The organism is Caballeronia sp. S22, assembly GCF_964261745.1.
Taxonomy (GTDB): Bacteria; Pseudomonadota; Gammaproteobacteria; order Burkholderiales; family Burkholderiaceae; genus Caballeronia; species Caballeronia jiangsuensis.
Window position 1 is genome coordinate 824610 of record NZ_OZ180040.1, and the last position, 16990, is coordinate 841599.

Below are 16990 nucleotides of genomic sequence, written 5' to 3' on the forward strand. Positions count from 1 at the left end.
TAAGGTAAGGAGAGGAATTCTGCAACCCTGAGCGCGGGAACTGGGAAGTCCGAACGGCGGGCGTTTTTCAGTCGCCGCTCGGTAAGGGTCTGATGGCAGGCATTCGCGCTCGATAGCGCGCTCCGGCAGGACGCCGCCATCACGACCGCGATAAAGCTGCCGTGTTTTCGGATTCAAGCCACCTTGGCTTTCTTAACTTCGTCGAAGCCATCCGTGGCGTCGAACAGCGATCCGGAATCGCTCTCCGCTGCCGTCCCACCGTCTATGGGATCGATCCTCCCGGCGTGGAAAACGGTGGCGATTCCATGAGTGCGCAGAATACGTGCGAAGTCTCCCAACTGTGAAGGGAGGTGCGACGCAGAGTGCCAAGTGGCAAGCTCTTTCTCAAGACGCTCGATCTTCTCGGCCATCGCTTTGATAGACGTGGATTCGGCTAGGGCGCTCATGTTCGTGATTTCCTTTGCTCAGTCGCTCAGCCAGTTCTCGAGCTTGACGCCCGGATAACTGGCAAAGTCTTTTGTGTTGTTCGTTACGAGGGCAACGTCGAGCGCAACTGCATGGGCGGCAATCGACTTATCGAGGTGGTCCTTCTTGCGCTCCCGAGTAGCTTCACGAATCGGGCCATAGGCCACCGCCGCCGCAGAATCGAACGGAGCCACCGGAATGTCCTCAATCAACGCGGCGAGGGTGCGCCGCTCTTTCGCCGGATTTGCACAAACGGCGACACCGTATTCCAACTCTGCATACGTGATAGCTGACATGACCACGTCACCGACAAAGCACTCCGCGAAGCGTTTTGCCACCTGCTCGGGCTGGTGTTTCATCAGGTAGATGCACATATTGGTGTCGAGCATGAAGCGCGGCATTACAAGCCCTCGCGTTCTGCTTGTTCCTGCTCGCCTCGTCCCTCGGCCATGAAATCGGGGCTGAATTTGGCGAATTTTTTCAACACCCCGCCGAGCGATCGGCGCGCCGGTCGGATGCGGATTTCGTCGCCCACGCGTTCGATTTCAAGCTCAAGGTCGCTGCGCTCATAGGCAAGATCGGCAGGGATGCGAACGGCTTGAGAGTTGCCGTTCCTGAAAACTCGCGTGGTTTGCATCTAATCCCTCTGTTGCGTGTGTACTGTGGATGTACTATAGGCGGTTTTCAAACACTTGTAAATACGCGTGTGTACATTGGTTGTTGAGTCCTCGAACGGACCGATAAAAGATCTTCGCGGCGGCTGAGGCTTGCGACCTCCGAACGGCCCGGCTCGCAAAGGCATTTGGCATCGTCACGGTACGCCAGCGACCAGGCACATGCCCTCACAGTACAGACGCGGAAATCCAGAGCAGACAATCGCTGTGCAGCCGAAATCATCGACTGCTGTCACAATCGCCGCAATATCGAGAGGTCGAAGGGCTGCACCGCCGCCGACGAAATATGAGAACAGATCATGCTCAAACACGACGTAAAGCAGTCTTGGATTCTTACTATGCGAAGGCGCTTGCCCTCCCTGAGCCCGACTTTACTCAACATTTTCGCGAGCTGTCGGCGCCGTTTCTCCTTAGCGAACTGCTTAGGCCCGATCTAATCATTTTCGGGTGCGGGCATCGCTACGATCGCGCTGTGAAGGCGGTGCTTCCGGAGCGTCAGCGCGTAAAGGTTGAACCGAAGGCTCTTTGGCACTTCCCGTCCAATAACATCGAATGTTTAGGACATCTCATCCAGGTGCGCGGATGGCCGCGCCCGAAAAACGATCAAGGATTACTACCAAGAGATCATCGAGACCGCTTCAAAAACGCGTTCGTTGAACGCCTACCGAGGCAGAATGCTTCGGCATAGGCTACCGTCGACATCCCTTCGCCCGGTAATACGCGGTGCAAGCGCCGTATAGACGGGCCGCAGCGAGGCACATCGATCACCTTCTCATGCTTAAGCGTCGTCTAGTCGCTTGAACAACTCCGAGTGCTGAGCATAGATAGCGGCAAATCGAGCTCTATGGTCATCCCGCCGCAAGTATTCTCCGGCTGCAGACTTTCGGGCCGCCCGCGGCTGTGCTTCTCGTCTCTGAATCAGTTTTGTCCGTACACGCTGCTTCATGATTTGGGATGTAGAGGAAAAAGGCCGGTCGCTTGTCTGCGGTTTAAGGCTCTGCGTCGACCCTCTCGTGGCCGACCCCGGAAGTTCGTCAGTTCGTCGGACGCGCTGCTCGCCGCTGATCATGTCAATTTGCGACCTTTCCTTGCCGACCCTATGCAGCCGTCGAACTGCGACGATAGTCTGTGTCCACTTCCACGGCGTTAACGGACCATCGCGCGGACAGTTCGACCACATAGTAGTCCCACGAGTGCAAAAGAACCTCGTCACGCGCTAGTGCGGCTGAACACTGTGCCAAACTGTATTCAGCCCGTCGCCTGCACGATCGCCCGGCTTCTTATCCATCATGCCGCGATACAACGGCTTTCCTCCATAGGTCCATTGACGATCACCGTTGCCTGTATCGACCAGTTGGAGCAAGCCTGAGGCCTTGTCGTCCTTGCTCGCGAGTGCGGGCGGAAAGTTTCGGGCACAGTCGCCCTCGCATGATTTGGCATCCGGCGCGCCTTGCCCTCCAAAAACGTAGAGCGTCATCCCATGGTCATCAACGAGCCTGCCATCGCTAACGTGAGGTGGCGCGGCAAAGGTCGAAGTGACAGCAGAAAGCGCCGCGATTCCGATAAGCGTCTTCATGTTCGTTCTCCCCTCAGCTTTCATTGAGCGCGTGATCATGCGTAATCGCACGCGCGCTCCCCTTCAAGCGGTGAAACCTTCACTCCGGCGCCATGATGCGCAACACCGGATGTCCATTGAAATCTTTAAGAGCGAAGTACGATCGATGTGTCGCCGCATCGACATATACAACATGGGCGTTCGGCCCCAAGTATCCCTCGCCGACTTTTGCCACACGAGTCCCGTATTAACGGAACATCGACACGACACCTGCTTCGCCAGCCACATATACGGTGTTCGTCGAAGCATCGAGCGCAAGCACATCGGGATCTTTTCCTACGTCGAACGATTGCGACACGCGCTTCGTGCGCAGGTCGAGCACCAGCAATCTGCTGTTCCCCTCACAGGCGATGAACGCGAGTCGGGATTGCGGCATGATGAGCAGGCCGTGGTTCCCCTCTGCTCCGGGCAAGTCGATGCGGGCGACGATTTCGTCCGTCGAGGGGTCAATCTCGATCAACTGCCGACGCGTCTGAACGTTGACGAAGATATGCCGTGAGACCGAGTCGTATTGCGTGTTGCCGACCTCGCCATCCAGCGCGATGGTCTTTGCGCGCCGGTTCGTTGTCACGTCGATAACGGTCTCAGTCTTTCCCGTCTCATCGGAAACGTAAAGCTTGTGTACATTGGGCGCATAGGCCATGCCGTCGGGGTACACACCGCCCGGCACGCGCGCGACCAACTTTAGCGTCTTTTCGTCGATTGCAACAATTTCGTTCGTTCCGGTCGCCGAGGCGAATACACGCGACAACTCGGGAATAACGAGCACGCCATGCACCGCGGACACGTTCCTTATCGTGGCAATCACCCGTGCATCGTGCGTATCAAAGGCGACGACTTCTCCATCTCCCAAGTGGGCAATCATCAACAAATGACGCTCGGGATCGCCACTCTTGTAATCGAAACGAGACGTGCGTCCTGGCATCGAAATGTCCGCAAGGTGCTGAAGCGGGAGATGCGTGGCGGTTCCCTGGTCCGCTGCCGACGCGACGTGATCCGGCAGAAGCAACACGAAGGACACACTCAACACCGCCGCGCCGATAAGCGACCCAAGGCACCGAAAAGGTCGTGGGATCATGAACCGTCTCCGTCGAGGCGTACATGCCGGTAAACGGGAAGCAGCACCGAAATTAATCCGTCGCAAGATCCACGCAGACTTCGCGCCGCGAGCAGCCGCCCATACGCCGGCGGGAGACGCCCTGAAGTGCGAATCTCGATGAGAAACGAGTGATGGCTGGAATCATCGCAACAACGCCGGCGCGAGCGTGCGCCCCGCGGCACGCTTATGCGTTGCGCGCAGGCACGGCCGCTTGGAGCCTCATGGACGCGTTGTCCCAGTTCAGGATGTTGAACAGCTGATTGACGTACTCCATCCGGCGGTTCTGATATTTCAAGTAGTACGCGTGCTCGAAGACATCGAGCACAAGAATCGGCTGGATGCCCCAAGTTGTGAGTTTCTGATGGTTCTCGCATTGGAGGATCATGACCTTGCCCATCGCGGGGTGATAGCCCACTACACCCCAGCCCGATGCTTCAGTCGCGATCGTGGCAGCGACGAGCTGCGTTTTGAACTTCGCGTATGAGCCAAAGCTCTTGTCGATTACCTTTGCCAGTTCGCTCCTGGGTTCTGCGCCTTTACCTGAGATGCTCGTCCAGTAAACGGTATGCAAGATGTGGCTCGAAAGCTGGAATGCGAGCTCCTTCTCGTAATGCTTCACGAGCGTCAAGTCATTTGTGTCGCGTGCCTTGGCTAGCGCATCTTCTGCCTTATTCGCCGCCGTCACCGCGGGCTTGTGGTGAAAGTTGTAATGCAGCTCGACCGTGCGTGCGTCAATGACCGGTTCGAGCGCATCGTAGGCATACGGTAGCGGGGCGGCAGCATATTTGCCGTCAGCGTCGGTCAGCTTGTCGACATAGCCTGCGCTCTCGGCCGCGTCCGCTGGATTCGTTTTCGCCATGAGCAGACCTGCGCCGACAGCAGCGGTGTTTTGAAGGAAGGTGCGCCGAGTTGCCATGATGTACTCCCTAGCTCCGATGCGCGCACCTCCGCTCAGTGCGCGTACAGGTGATGAAGCGGAAAGACCGCGAGACCGATGAGCGCAGCGGCCGAGACGATGACAGGCTCTTGCAGCTTCCTGAAGCGCCACAGCAGCAGAACTGTGGCAACGGCGAGCAACGCGGTCGGCCAGTCGACAATCGACCGTTTCGCGATCACGATTACCGAGCCCGCGATGGCACCAACCGCAGCCGCAGTGATGCCATCGACGAACGCTTTCACGGCGGGAAGCCTTCCATACTTCTTGAAGTACGGGGCCGGAAGCACGGTAAATAGATAGCAAGGCAGAAACGTGCCAAACGCGGCGACGCAGGCACCGGGAAGACCCGCTACAAGATAACCAATGAACCCGACGGTGATAACGACCGGCCCGGGCGTGATCATCGCGACGGCCACGGCATCGACAAACTGCTTTTCGTTCAGCCAGCGGTGCTCGGTGACCACACCGCCGTACAGGAACGGAACGATTGCTAGGCCCGATCCAAAGACGAATGCCCCGGCCTTTGCGAAGAACAGGCCAATCTGACTGAGCAACGACAAGTCGAGGCCGCTCAGCACACCGCTTAGCGCGGGTCCCTGGGCAGAAACGAGTGCGTTCGCACCACCTTTGCCGAGCCACGCGGGCGGCGACCGGCGAAACATGTTGACGAGTCCGCCTGCAATGAACAGCCAGGCGATCTCGGACTCTGTCACAACGGTCACGACGATGAGCACCACAAAGATGGCCCAGAGAGTCTTGTCAGCGCCAAGCGTCTTATTGGTCAGCTTGTAGGCGCTCATTGCGATGATGCCGACGACGGCTGCGCCGACGCCGTAGAAGACCGCCTGCATCCACGGCAAACCGCCGAAATGCACGTACGCCCAGCCGAGCGCCACGACCATGAGAAAGGAAGGCAGCACGAAAGCAACGCCGACAGCCGTCGCGCCGACGACGCGGTAATGCACATACCCAAGGTAGATCGACAGTTGTGCGGCCAGTGGTCCCGGCATCATCTGCGCGAGTGCGAGGCCTTCACGATAGTCGTCGTCGCTGATCCACGCGCGCCGCTCAACCAAATCCCGATGCATGTAACCGACGAGCGCAACGGGACCGCCGAAACCGAAAGTGCCGAGCTTCAGCATATACAGCAACAACCGACGGAGCGAATAGGAAGGTGTGGCTGTCGCCGTCGTGCTCACGATCGACCTCCTTGGCCCGCGCTCTTCGTGACCGCTGCGAAATGCGTATACATGGAATCGAGTACGCGGCTTATCTCGTCGAGCAACGCGTCATCATTAACAGTGCGTTCACGAGCGCCCGCCATGATGGCCTCGAAGCCAATCGCCTCGGGCACGGGAGCCCCGCCTACATCGAGCGTGTGGACCATCGCGGCAAGGCGCAGCAACGCCGGATCGCTCTCAAGCTCGAAGCTCGCCATTAAGACCTCGAAAGTGACGCGTTCGCCTATGTGCGTGAACGCTGCGCCATCGAAGTCAAATCCGAGCGCGCTGGGCGGGCAAGCGTCCGGGGATGTCAGCCAGATGAACCGACTGTCGGGGTCAATGAAGCGGCGGATGAGCCAAGCGCTCGCCACCCGATCAACCCAAATACGCTTCCTTGTCGCCCACGTGCGCCCCCGGTAATCTTTCAGCGCAAGTGTTCGGATCGCACGCTCAGTCGGATGAGGCTCGCCGGGAGACATCACAGTATCGACATGCGCCACGAAATCCTGCCAAGCCGCATCCGCGCGAGTTGCAGCCTCAGTGGGGAAAAAGTCTATCGCAACGATGCTTTCGTAATCCCTACGCAAGCGACGCAGCAGTCGCCGAAGTTCCGCTTCTGCCTGTCCGAAGACGATCTTGCGCGCGTCACTTAGGGCGCCGATCAGGGCGTCGTAGTCGTTGGATCGGTCGAACAGATCGCGAAACTCGGCTTCCTGCTCTTGACTAAGACTGGGCGCTCGCAGTAGATGGGCCGTGCCGCCGCTGTCGCCAATTGCCGTCGCAAGCTCGCGGAGCGCCGTCTCCCGCTCAGCCGTGAACGGGAGCAGATAAATGCCGTCGCGCAGGACCGCGCAACCTTTGGCCTTGAGCGCACGCCAGAACCGCATGCGGGCGGTGGCGCTCTCGGTGGGGAGGGTCAGAATCAACAGGGACCATGTAGAAAGAGGATTCATGTAACGTATGCTACGTCTCCGTTTTAAGATCTACAAGTTAACTTTTCTCTTGTTCGCCACCGAAGAGAATCTTGCGGAGCGCGGCATGCGCTCTGCTCGCTAAAATCCTGTTTCTTGATCAGCCCAGGTTCAGTCGATGAACGGATGAACGAACAACTCAGAGCCATCGCGACCGCGCTCGCCGCTGCCGCGCTCTTCGGAGCGGCTACGCCTGTCGCCAAGCTTCTTCTCGGGAGTGCGTCGCCTTTCATGGTGGCTGGCCTGTTCTATCTAGGCAGCGGCGTCGGCTTAGGGTTCGGAATCGCCCTGCGAGCGTTTAGAATGCGCGGCGAAACAACTTCCCAGCACCGCATCAAAGCCGCAGAGATACCGTGGCTTCTCGGAGCGATTGCGGCAGGAGGTGTTGCAGGCCCCGCGCTACCCATGCTCGGGCTCTCCAGCACACCGGCTGCAACCACCTCGCTGCTGCTGAATCTCGAGGGCGTTCTGACTGCCTTGATTGCTTGGGTCGTCTTTCGTGAAAACGTTGATGTTCAAGTCTTTCTAGGCATGGTGGCGATCGTTGCGGGCGGGGTCGTCCTTTCGTGGCAAGGGCCGCGCGAGGCAGGCATTCCCGTGGGCGCGATTTTGATCGCAGGGGCCTGCTTCTGTTGGGCCATCGACAACACCTTGACCCGCAAGGCGTCGACCAACGACGCGATGGTCATCCCATGTGCGAAAGGCCTCGTCGCGGGGCCTGTCAATCTCGCGATCGCCCTTGCGATGGGTTCGTCGCAGCCCGGTATGGCGACTATCGGTGAGGCGATGCTAACGGGGCTTGCCGATTACGGCATCAGCCTCGTTCTTTTCGTCGTGGCTTTGCGCGATCTCGGAACCGCGCGCACCGGCGCGTACTTCTCGGTGGCATCCCTGTTCGGCGTAGCAGTGTCCTTTGCGATATGGCCGCAGCTACCCGCCGTATCCTTCTGGATTGCGGCCATGTTGATGGCACTCGGGGTCTGGCTGCATGTGCGTGAACGTCATGGGCATAAACACACTCACGAGATGCTCGAACACACGCATCGGCATCGTCATGATGAGCATCACCAGCATACATATGACTTTTCGCATTCTGACGATGAGCCGCATACCCATCCGCACGTCCATCTACCAATTACGCACTCGCATGCTCACTACCTGGACATTCACCATCGACACCGGTATTGATCCTTTCGCGACAGTGCTTTGGGCGAGCGGCAGCAAATTGCCGAACTCGGTCAGGTTGGGTCCGCCGGATGGCGCTTCGATTCATCGACGAGCCACCGCGGATCATCAGTGACTCGCTTCTTGCAATCTCTAATAACGCGAGATATACGTAGTTGTACCACGTAAATTCGCTAAATTCCTTTATGTTAAAAGTGCAAAAAAGGAGGCGAGCGTTCGCTGCGCGCTAGTCTCCGATCACTGCATCCGTGTTCCTCGGATGCAGTGATCGAACGCCGCCAGTCGAGTTACGTCAGTGAATCAATCATGCGGGCCAGAAACACATCGCACGCCTTAAGCTGTTCCAACGCGACATACTCGTCCGGCTTGTGCGCGACTTCGATGCCGCCGGGACCGCAGACCACCGTTGGGATCGACAGCCGTGTCGAGAACAAGCCGCCTTCGGTGCCGAAGGCGACCTTCTGCTTCGCGGTCGCGTCCGGCAAGGCTTCCAGGAGACGCACGGCATCGCTCGCCGCGTGCGTATCGAGTCCGGGGTACGCACTCACTTCCTCAATCACCGGCGGCGCGGCATCCGAACAATGCGCAAAGCGCGTCCGAACGTTGTCGAGCAGCGTCCTTCCGTCGTTGCCCGGCAGGGTTCGAATTTCGAAATCGAGCACGCATTGATTGGGCACGATGTTTACGTGAAGGGTCGAATAGGGGATGTCGTAGGCTTCATCCCGTACGCTGTCCTGCGCGAGCGCTTGCTGTGTCGCGCGCATGGCGGCGACCAATCCGTCGCGACATGGATGGCATTGCGGAAGTTGGGCGCCAGGGCCGAGTGCCCCTCTTCTCCTCAGCAGAACGCACGGTAGGCCGCCTTGCCTTTGTGGCCCGTCACGATCTGCATCCTGGTCGGCTCGCCGACTAGGCACAGTTCCCGCCGATCCGGCGACCTTTCCAGCACATCGATGAGACGCCGTACGCCGACGCAGCCAATCTCCTTGTCGTACGACAGCGCCAGTTGCAATGGCTTGCGCAACGTGCGCTTCGAGGCATCGAGCATGGCGACGACCGCGCAGGCCACGAAGCCTTTCATGTCGGCGGCGCCGCGCCCATAGATTCGATCGTCGCGGACTGTCGCCTCGAAGGGCGGCATCGTCCAGAGTTGTCCTTCGACTGGAACGACATCGGTATGTCCCGAAAGCATCACGTCGGATACCTTCGCCGGTCACGTGCTGGCAAACAGATTCGCGCAGGTGCTGGCGTCGTTGGAGACGATGGTGCACGGGATACCCGCTGCCTCGAGCAGGCCAGCGACATGCTGGATCAGCCCGAGGTTGGGCGTGCGCGAGATGGTCGGATAAGCGATCAACCGCCGCAACAGCTCCGCTGAACGACTGAGGTTCATTGGAGTTCCGCCCGCGTTGCGACGTGGAACGGCCATGCCTTACTTTTCACCATCAACTCCATGATTCCGGTGCTACATCTCGACGCGCGGGCGCCGCGTGTCCATGAACCAAATGACGCTCGCCGTTTCCGGCGATACGTTCCGAACCCGATGCGCAAGCGCGCTGTTGAACTGGAAACTGCCACCGTCGACAATCTCCACGGTCTGGTTGCCGACCATCGACTCGAGCTTCCCGGTGAGGACCATTCCGCTTTTCTCTCCCGCGCCATCAGCGCTTCCGACGAACTGGTTCCGGGATCGAAGTGGATCAGCATGAATTGCAGATCATGCTGACCTTCCGGCGTCAGCAACTCCTTGCGCAGACCGGACGCCTGCACCGAGAATTTCGGTCTCGACGCGCTTCGCCGTACGAAGCTACCTTCACGGCGCGCTTCGGGCTTTTCTTCGCCTTCCGAAGCGCTCTTACTGAACAAATCTGTCAGTGATACATCGAGCGTCGTTCGCAAGCGCTCTAGGGTGTCGAGCTATCATCGTTTGATGAAAAAGATTCATCGTGGCGCAGAACCGCCACGGAATAGTCTTTGATCGATCGTCACCTGAGACGATCGATCCGGGTTGCTCGCAATCAAGCCTCTTGCAAATCGAGCGACGACTCCGGCTGCGTGAGCAGCCGGGTCATTCGAAGGATGTTCGGCGAGCCGAAGTCATCCACGCTTGTCGTGCGACGCCCCTTGGTAGATGCGACTTCTACCGCAACTTGCAACGCACAGGACCGCTCCCTGAGCAGCGCGCCTAACGCATCGGCCAGCAACCTGCGATCCGTGACACTAGACTTTCTAGCATTCCGCTGTAAGTCGATGACATTCCCGTCTCCCATCGTTTCTCGTGCCAAAGGACGCACTGACAGTTGCAATCGAGTCGCAAGCGCGGAGTTCGTCAGCCGATCTTGTTCTTGTTATAGACATCGATGAAGACAGCCGCCAACAGAACCAATCCCTTGATCACCTGTTGGTAATCGATACCGATACCCATGATCGACATGCCGTTGTTCATCACGCCCATGATGAACGCGCCGATCACCGCACCCATCACTTTTCCCACGCCTCCCGATGCAGACGCTCCGCCAATAAAGCATGCGGCAATGACATCCAGCTCGAAACCCGTGCCGGCTTTCGGTGTCGCGCTGTTAAGACGGGCGGCGAAGATGAGGCCAGCGAGCGCCGCGAGGATGCCCATATTGACGAACGCATAGAACGAGATGCGCTCCGTGTTGACGCCGGAGAGCTTCGCCGCCTTCACATTGCCGCCAACTGCATAGATGCGCCGGCCAATGGTCGTTCGGTTCATCACAAAGGTGTAAGCACCGATGAGCACACCCATGATCATGAGTACCGTGGGCATGCCTCGATAGGACGCCAGCAGATAACTGAAATAGACGATGAAAGCGGTCAGCACCACGTTCTTGGCGATGAACATAGCGAACGAGCCGCTATCGACCCCATGCTTCGCCGCCTTGCTCCGTTGACGCGACTCGATGTGGAAGAATGCGAGACCAACTAGAAGGCCGAGCAGAAGCGAAGTGATCCGGAGTTTCTGGCCGTTGAAAAAATCTGGGATGAAGCCGGAACTGACAATGGCGAACACGTCGGGGAAAGGACCGATCGATTGGCCTTGTAGCAAAGTGATGGTGAGTCCGCGGAACACGAGCATGCCCGCGAGGGTCACGATGAACGAGGGCATCCGCCAGAACGCGACGAAATAGCCTTGTGCCGCGCCGATCAATGCGCCTGCGGCCACGCAGATGAGCGTTCCGAGAACAGGATCGACGCTCCACTGGACCATCAGCAACGCCGCGAGCGCGCCGATGAATCCCGAAGTCGAACCCACGGACAGATCGATCTGACCAGCTACGATTACCATCAACATGCCGAGCGCCATGATGACGATATAGCTATTCTGAAGAACCAGGTTCGTCAGGTTCAGCGGCTGCATCAAGGTGCCGTTCGTGGACACCTGAAAGAATCCCATGATGATGACCAGCGAAACGACGAGGCCATATTCGCGCAGTCCGCGCTTGATCGATTGGGTGTATTCCGTATTTCGGCCCTTCGTTTCAGGCGTTACGGAAGTTGGAAGAGTCTCGCGCATTTCAGTTGGCTCCGTTTCTCATGATGGCACGCATGATTTTTTCCTGGCTCGCTTCGGCGCCTGGCATTTCGCCGACGATGCAGCCCTCGTTCATGACGTAAATTCGGTCGCACATGCCCAGCAATTCGGGCATCTCGGAAGAAATCATGACGACGCATTTGCCGTCATTGGCCGCCTGATTGATGATCGTGTAGATTTCGTACTTCGCCCCGACATCGATCCCGCGTGTAGGTTCGTCCAGGATGAGCACCTCGGGTGCCGAATGCAGCCACTTGCTCAACACGACCTTTTGCTGATTGCCGCCGGAGAGATTGCCCACTTTCTGACGGATGCCGTGGCATCGGATGCGCAGCTTTTGCTTGTAGTCCAACGCGATCGCGTTTTCCTTATGCTCGTCGACGACGGTAAAGCGGGAGATCGCCTTGAGATTGGCAAGCGAGATGTTTTGCTTGATGTTGTCGTCCAGAATCAGTCCCGCGCCCTTGCGGTCCTCTGTCACGTACGCAAGCCCATGCTTAATTGCTTTCGGCACGGTGGACACGTCGACTTCCTTTCCGTTCAACCTGACGGAGCCTGAAATGCTCTTACCGTAAGAGCGGCCGAACACGCTCATCGCGAGTTCGGTCCGTCCGGAGCCCATCAGCCCGGCTATGCCGACGACTTCACCGCGTTTCGCATGGAAGTTCACGCCCTTGATGACGATGCGATCCGTCTGACTTGGATGACGCACTCTCCAATCGCTGACCTCGAACATCGTCTCGCCGATCTTCGGCGTTCGCGGCGGATAGCGGTCGTTCATCTCGCGTCCGACCATCGCCTTGATGATGCGGTCTTCGCTGATCGCTTGCGCCTTGCAGTCGAGTTCGTCGACGGTCGAGCCATCGCGAATGACGGTAATGGCGTCGGCCACCCGCGAGATTTCATTCAGCTTGTGCGAAATGATTATGGTGGTCACGCCTCGCTCGCGCAGCTCCATCAGAAGCGTAAGCAGCGTGTTGCTGTCCTTTTCGTTGAGGCTCGCGGTCGGTTCGTCGAGAATTAGGAGCTTGACTTCCTTGGACAATGCTTTCGCAATCTCGACCAGTTGCTGTTTGCCGATGCCGAGCGTGACAACCGGGGTATCGGGCGAATCGCTGAGACCGACTTTCGCGAGCAGTTGCCGGGTTCTCGCGTAGGATGACTCCCAGTCGATCACGCCGCCCTTTGCCTGTTCATTGCCGAGGAAAATGTTCTCGGTGATGGAGAGCATCGGAACCAGCGCCAGTTCCTGATGAATGATGATGATGCCCGCGCGTTCGCTATCGTGGATGCCGGCGAATTTGCGTTCCTCTCCGCGATAGACGACTTTTCCCTCATAAGTCCCATGCGGATAAACGCCGCTCAGGATCTTCATGAGAGTCGATTTGCCGGCGCCGTTTTCTCCGCAAATCGCGTGAATCTGGCCTTCGCGGACCGATAGATTCACGTTGTTCAGAGCTTTGACGCCGCCAAAGCTCTTCTGAATGCCACGCATTTCCAGAATCGTATCCATGACCTTCCAACCAGTGGCGTGGACGCCGGCACGGACACCCCAACGGATGCCCGGCCAGCCAATCATTCGAAGCCCGTTCGTATCGCGCAAGCTTGTGCGATGACGACGCAACCGAGTCTTACTTCAGTTGGGCTTCCTTGTAATAGCCACTCGCGACGAGGGTTGTCTTCCAGTTGCCGCTATCGACCAGAACGGGTTTCAGCAGGTAAGTGGGAACGACCTTCACGCCATTGTTGTAGGTCTTCGTGTCATTGACCGGGACCGTCTTCTTATTGAGCACCGCGTCAGCCATTTCGACGGTGGCTTTCGCCAGTTCGCGCGTATCCTTGAAAACGGTGGTCTTCTGATCGCCGCGAATGATCGCTTTCACGCTGGGGATTTCGGCATCCTGTCCCGTGATGACGGGCATGGGTTGCTGTGCCGTACCATAGCCGACCCCCTTGAGCGACGAAATGATGCCGACGCTGATGCCGTCATACGGCGACAGCACGGCGTCCACGTGCGCATTGCCGTAATACGCGGAGAGGAGGTTGTCCATGCGGGCCTGAGCCGTGGCGCCGTCCCAGCGGAACGTGGCGACCTTGTCGAATGCGAGCTGTTTGCTGCGCACGACGAGCTTGCCGTTGTCCATGTACGGCTTGATGACCGACAGCATGCCGTCATAGACGACGTGCGCATTGTTATCGTCAGCCGAACCGGCAAAGATTTCGGCGTTCGCAGGCGTCTTCCGGTTATTCAGGTCGAGTGACTTGACCACCGAGTCGGCCATCATCGCGCCGACGCCGAAGTTATCGAACGTCGCATAGTAGTCGACGTCCTTGGTGCCGCGAATCAGGCGGTCATACGAGATCACCTTGATGCCGCGCGCCTGAGCCTTGCTCAGCGTGTTCGAGAGGGTGGTGCCGTCGATCGGCGCGACGACGAGAATCTTCACGCCCTTGGTGATGAGGTTCTCGATCTGGGCAATCTGGTTCGGGACTTCGTCCTCCGCATACTGGAGATCCGCCTGATAGCCTTTGGCTTTGAAAGCATCGACCATGCTTTGACCATCGGAGATCCAGCGAGAGGACGACTTGGTGGGCATCGAGATGCCTACGACGCCCTTGTCCTCGGCGTTGGCATAGGGTGCCGTGGCGCAAAGAGCCAGCGCGAGGGTAGCGGTGATTAGTTTTAGCGATTTCATGTTGTCTCCTGGTGTCTCACGTTTTAATTGATGCATGACTGCTTGGGAGCCCGCCTCTGCTGCATCAACAGAGGCGTGGCGATTGGCGAAGCGTAGTTGACCTGGGACGGCATTCAGCGCCTGACCCGATTGCCACCGTGGTCGGCCGATTGACCGTTACCCTGTTGCTATGACTGTGGCGACGGAAATGCCGCGCATGTTTGCGCGACGTCGTGCAGAGCCCGGTGCATGGCGCAGGAAGACCCGATGCCGTTTGATTCGCGAGATCCAGAGCGTGGGCGTAGTCATCGGCGGCCAGGACAACCGCGACCGGTCCGAAGATATCGTCCCGAGCGATTTGCATCTCAGGCCCGCCGAGAAGCAACGCCGGCTCCATGAAATACCCACGCGTCTCGCGCTCGATTGCGCGACCGCCATGAATCAGCGTCGCGCCTTCCTTTATCGCCATCGCGGATGCATCGAGACTGCGCTGCAACTGGCTGTCGTTGGACACGGGACCGATATCGGTTCCCCTTTTCAACGCATGATCGATGCGAAGCGCGGAAAGCCGGGCGAGCAGTGCATCGGTGAACGCATGTCGAATACCCTGTTCGACGATCAGCTTCGATGCCGCCGCATGACGCTGCCCGTTCAGGCCGTACGCACTCTGGATGGCCGCATCGACGGCCGTGCTCAGGGTTGCATCGTTCAACACGATCAGCGCGCTATGTCCTCCCGTGTCCAGATGGACCTTTATCTGACGCGCAGCGCTGGCTCGCAACACGCTCGTCCCGGTCGTTACCGATCCGCTGAAACTCACCGCTCGAACCATCTCATTGGCCACCAGACGCGCCCCGGCAACGCGCCCGCTGCCCAGTACGAGGTTGAATACCCCCGCTGGCAGGCCAGAACGGTCGATGATGTCCGCCAGCGCCCACGCACAACCCGAGACAAGCTCGGCTGGCTTAAACACCACGCAATTGCCCGCGCTGAGCGCAGCGGCGATTTTTGCGGCGGGGATCGCCAGTGGAAAACTCCACGGCGTGATGACCGCGACGACGCCCAGCGGTCCGCCCGGCTGATGCGCGGCTTCTTCAGCGAAAACCCGAAAGACCTGACCGGCGTGAACGACTTCATCGATTGCTTCGGGCAAGGTCTTGCCCTGTTCGCGCGCCAGCAGACAACCCAGTTCCGCTCGACGCGCATGCAGTTCGCTGCCGATCGCATCGAGCGCGCGCGCGCGGCGGGCGGCGCTGGCCCGCGACCAATCGCGCCAGGCAGCGCTCGCCGAATCGACCGCAGCGTCCACCATCCGGGCGTCGGCGCGCGCGTATTCGCCAACGGGCTCATCCAGATCCGACGGATTGACGGAAACACCCGTGGTCGCGCTGGTTGTCCAGCCGCCGTTCACATAGTGCTTCAGTACCGGAGGAAGATGCGATTCGCGTTTCATGTCGAGGCGCGTTTCCGACTCATGGGTAGATCGACGGTCGGATTCTAAGGAAGCCCCCGATTCCTTTCCAATCACTTTTTTGCCAGCATCGATACCAAAGCGGGTATGTCGAGCAAGTTGAAAAACAAAACCGGAGTGCAACGTTGGGACAGGGATATTCGAACTGGTTTGTGCGCGCGCGCCTCAAGACGCGCCAGTTGTTGCTGCTTGCCGCGATGGAAGAGGAGGGCAACGTGCGACGCGCGGCCGATGTGCTCGGCATGACGCAGCCCGCCGCATCGCGACTGTTGAAGGAACTCGAGGATGTGCTGGAGGTGCGGCTCTTCGATCGCACGCCGCACGGCATGCACGCGACGCTGTACGGCGAAGTGATGATCCGCCACGCGCGCATGGTTCTGTCGAATCTCAACAAGGCCCAGGAGGAGATCGCCGCGCTGCGCGTCGGGCTCGTGGGGCAGGTGCGTATCGGCGTGATCGCGGCCGCGGCGGCGAGGATGTTGCCGCTCGCCATTGGCCGCGTGAAGGAACAGTACCCTCTGCTGCAGATCTGGTTACAGGTGGAGACATCGGATGTGATGCTGCCGCTCGTGGCGCAGGGCCGGCTCGACGTCATGATCGGCCGCGTGCACGAACAACATGGACAATTGAAAGATTCGGTGCAGTACGCGCCGATCGCCGATGAGCCGCTTTGCGTGGTCGTGCGGCCGGGACATCCGCTGGAAGACACCGCGGAGTTGACCATGCGCGACATCGTGAATGCGGAGTGGGTTTTGCATCCGCCTGGCAGTGTGCTGCGTCATCGCATCGATATGGCTTTCGCCGAGCTTGGGCTGAATCCGCCGCAAAACGTCGTGAACACCAATAACTTTCTTGCGATCTCGAGCTTGCTGCTGCAAAGCGACATGCTCGCCGTCGTGCCAGATGAAGTCGCCCGACAGTATGAGCACTTCGGAACCTTGAGGCGTCTCGCGATCGATTTGTCTTGCGGGATGGACGCCTTCGGGATCATCACGCGACAAGATCATGCGCTGTCGCCGGCGGCGTCCGTCGTGTTGCATGCGTTGCGCGATGCTGCCGCCGAAGTCTATGGCGTGCCGGTGGGAGCATTGAGCAAGTGACGAGATGCGCGTTTTC

Annotated in this window: 14 protein-coding genes and 2 pseudogenes; 2 read left to right on the plus strand and 14 right to left on the minus strand. The window is 58.8% G+C overall.

What is annotated here, in order from left to right; translation table 11 throughout:
* Nucleotides 1–173: 173 nt before the first annotated feature.
* The 8 genes and pseudogenes from ACEN42_RS42195 to ACEN42_RS42230 form a co-directional block, all read right to left on the minus strand.
* Complete coding sequence (locus ACEN42_RS42195; protein WP_371884268.1) at nt 174–446, minus strand: hypothetical protein; 273 nt, start codon at nt 444–446, stop codon at nt 174–176.
* Between the two features lie 18 nt (nt 447–464).
* Nucleotides 465–866, minus strand: coding sequence for a type II toxin-antitoxin system VapC family toxin (locus ACEN42_RS42200; protein ID WP_371884269.1), 402 nt, complete (start codon nt 864–866; stop codon nt 465–467).
* On the minus strand, nt 866–1102 hold the full coding sequence (gene vapB, locus ACEN42_RS42205; protein WP_371884270.1) for a type II toxin-antitoxin system VapB family antitoxin: 237 nt from the start codon (nt 1100–1102) through the stop codon (nt 866–868). Before vapB ends, ACEN42_RS42200 begins: the two co-directional genes overlap by 1 nt.
* A gap of 1253 nt (nt 1103–2355) precedes the next feature.
* Nucleotides 2356–2715: a transcriptional regulator gene (locus ACEN42_RS42210; RefSeq protein ID WP_371884271.1), complete on the minus strand. Its 360-nt coding sequence runs from the start codon at nt 2713–2715 to the stop codon at nt 2356–2358.
* 79 nt (nt 2716–2794) lie between these two features.
* Nucleotides 2795–3832 (minus strand): annotated as a pseudogene (locus tag ACEN42_RS42215) (hypothetical protein).
* A gap of 205 nt (nt 3833–4037) precedes the next feature.
* Nucleotides 4038–4769, minus strand: coding sequence for a superoxide dismutase (locus tag ACEN42_RS42220; RefSeq protein WP_371884272.1), 732 nt, complete (start codon nt 4767–4769; stop codon nt 4038–4040).
* 35 nt (nt 4770–4804) lie between these two features.
* Nucleotides 4805–5932, minus strand: coding sequence for a chromate transporter (locus ACEN42_RS42225; RefSeq protein ID WP_371884693.1), 1128 nt, complete (start codon nt 5930–5932; stop codon nt 4805–4807).
* Nucleotides 5933–5985: 53 nt separating this feature from the next.
* Nucleotides 5986–6966: a chromate resistance protein ChrB domain-containing protein gene (locus ACEN42_RS42230; RefSeq protein ID WP_371884273.1), complete on the minus strand. Its 981-nt coding sequence runs from the start codon at nt 6964–6966 to the stop codon at nt 5986–5988.
* Between the two features lie 144 nt (nt 6967–7110).
* Between ACEN42_RS42230 and ACEN42_RS42235 the strand changes: the two genes are divergently transcribed.
* Nucleotides 7111–8172 (plus strand): EamA family transporter, encoded by a 1062-nt coding sequence (locus tag ACEN42_RS42235; RefSeq protein WP_371884274.1) that lies wholly within the window; start codon nt 7111–7113, stop codon nt 8170–8172.
* A 284-nt stretch (nt 8173–8456) separates the two neighbouring features.
* On the opposite strand, the pseudogene argE reads toward ACEN42_RS42235, so the two are convergent.
* The 6 genes and pseudogenes from argE to ACEN42_RS42265 all read right to left on the minus strand — a co-directional run bounded on the left by argE (nt 8457) and on the right by ACEN42_RS42265 (nt 15856).
* Nucleotides 8457–9562, minus strand: a pseudogene (gene argE, locus ACEN42_RS42240) (acetylornithine deacetylase).
* Between the two features lie 72 nt (nt 9563–9634).
* A complete protein-coding gene (locus ACEN42_RS42245) occupies nt 9635–9808 on the minus strand; it encodes a cupin domain-containing protein (protein WP_371884275.1) in 174 nt (57 codons plus the stop codon).
* Nucleotides 9809–10498: 690 nt separating this feature from the next.
* Nucleotides 10499–11710, minus strand: coding sequence for a multiple monosaccharide ABC transporter permease (mmsB, locus tag ACEN42_RS42250; protein ID WP_371884276.1), 1212 nt, complete (start codon nt 11708–11710; stop codon nt 10499–10501).
* A gap of 1 nt (nt 11711) precedes the next feature.
* The gene (mmsA, locus tag ACEN42_RS42255) at nt 11712–13241 is read right to left on the minus strand and encodes a multiple monosaccharide ABC transporter ATP-binding protein (protein ID WP_371884694.1); all 1530 of its coding nucleotides are present in this window, start codon (nt 13239–13241) and stop codon (nt 11712–11714) included.
* A 118-nt stretch (nt 13242–13359) separates the two neighbouring features.
* A complete protein-coding gene (gene chvE / locus ACEN42_RS42260) occupies nt 13360–14424 on the minus strand; it encodes a multiple monosaccharide ABC transporter substrate-binding protein (RefSeq protein WP_061124969.1) in 1065 nt (354 codons plus the stop codon).
* A gap of 64 nt (nt 14425–14488) precedes the next feature.
* Nucleotides 14489–15856 carry an aldehyde dehydrogenase family protein gene (locus ACEN42_RS42265; protein ID WP_371884277.1) on the minus strand — a complete coding sequence of 456 codons (1368 nt, stop codon included), beginning with the start codon at nt 15854–15856 and terminating at the stop codon, nt 14489–14491.
* 143 nt (nt 15857–15999) lie between these two features.
* Between ACEN42_RS42265 and ACEN42_RS42270 the strand changes: the two genes are divergently transcribed.
* Nucleotides 16000–16974 (plus strand): LysR family transcriptional regulator, encoded by a 975-nt coding sequence (locus ACEN42_RS42270; RefSeq protein ID WP_371884278.1) that lies wholly within the window; start codon nt 16000–16002, stop codon nt 16972–16974.
* The last annotated feature ends 16 nt before the right edge of the window (nt 16975–16990 follow it).